Genomic DNA, 244 nt, shown 5'->3' with positions numbered 1-244 from the left:
GCTGCGACAAGTTCTGCGCCTTCTGCGTCGTGCCCTACACCCGCGGCGCCGAGGTCAGCCGGCCCGCCGAACGCATCCTCAAGGAAGCCCGCGCCCTGGTGGCGCAGGGGGTCCGGGAGATCACGCTCCTCGGCCAGAACGTCAACGCCTGGCACGGGGCCGAGGGAGGCCTCGCGGCGCTGGTGCGGGGGCTGGCCGTCATCGAGGGACTGGAGCGCATCCGCTACACCACCTCGCACCCGAA

At 72.1% G+C, this 244-nt stretch carries 1 protein-coding gene; it reads left to right on the top strand.

Translation table 11 applies throughout. From position 1 onward, the window contains the following. Positions 1–244: radical SAM protein (locus MKD49_RS26245; protein WP_252697772.1), on the top strand; the 244-nt coding region annotated here is incomplete at both ends.

This window comes from Herbaspirillum sp. WGmk3 (assembly GCF_023952535.1).
In the GTDB taxonomy this organism is placed as follows: domain Bacteria; phylum Pseudomonadota; class Gammaproteobacteria; order Burkholderiales; family Burkholderiaceae_D; genus Herbaspirillum; species Herbaspirillum huttiense.
Note: the sequence above shows the minus strand (reverse complement) of the source record. Positions and strands in the feature narration are given on the sequence as shown.